The sequence below is a fragment of the uncultured Planococcus sp. genome, assembly GCF_947501725.1.
GTDB classification, from domain to species: domain Bacteria; phylum Bacillota; class Bacilli; order Bacillales_A; family Planococcaceae; genus Planococcus; species Planococcus donghaensis_C.
This window is the reverse complement of the sequence record NZ_CANMXD010000034.1, coordinates 1-578: the sequence shown is the minus strand read 5'-3', so window position 1 is coordinate 578 and position 578 is coordinate 1. Positions and strand designations below refer to the sequence as shown.

Sequence of the window (578 nt, the reverse complement as noted above, 5' to 3'; positions counted from 1 at the left end):
TCGATTTTCACCGACATGTCGTACCATTTTTCTTCGCCGCGGATCTTCGTCAGTTTCTGGGACATTTCACGCAGGTGCTTCGCACGCGGGTCGCCCTTGCGGTAGACGCGGTGGCCGAAGCCCATGATCTTCTCTTTGTTCGCCAATTTTTCCGTGATGACCTTCTCTACGTTGTCGACCGAGCCGATTTCCGTCAGCATCTTCATCACTTGTTCATTGGCGCCGCCGTGAAGCGGGCCTTTCAAGGCGCCGATGGCCGCTGTCACGCCGGAATAGACGTCAGATAGCGTTGCCACTGCCACACGCGCCGTGAACGTCGAGGCGTTCAATTCATGGTCGGCATGGAGCACAAGGGCTTTGTTGAATGCTTCCTCTTCGATCGCTTCCGGCAATTCGCCGGACAGCATGTACAGGAAGTTGGCTGCGAAGCTCAGGTCCGTTTTCGGCGCGACCGGTTCCTGGCCGTTGCGGATGCGGCCGAAGGCCGTCACCAGCGTCGAAATCTTCGCTTGGATTTTGATGGCTTTGTTGTAATTCGCTTCCGGTTCCATCACTTCCGCCTGTTCGTCGAACAAGCC

1 protein-coding gene is annotated in these 578 nt (G+C 56.6%); it reads right to left on the bottom strand.

Annotated elements, in window-relative coordinates; translation table 11 throughout:
- Positions 1–578: citrate/2-methylcitrate synthase (locus tag Q0785_RS20260; protein ID WP_298834613.1), on the bottom strand; the 578-nt coding region annotated here is incomplete at both ends.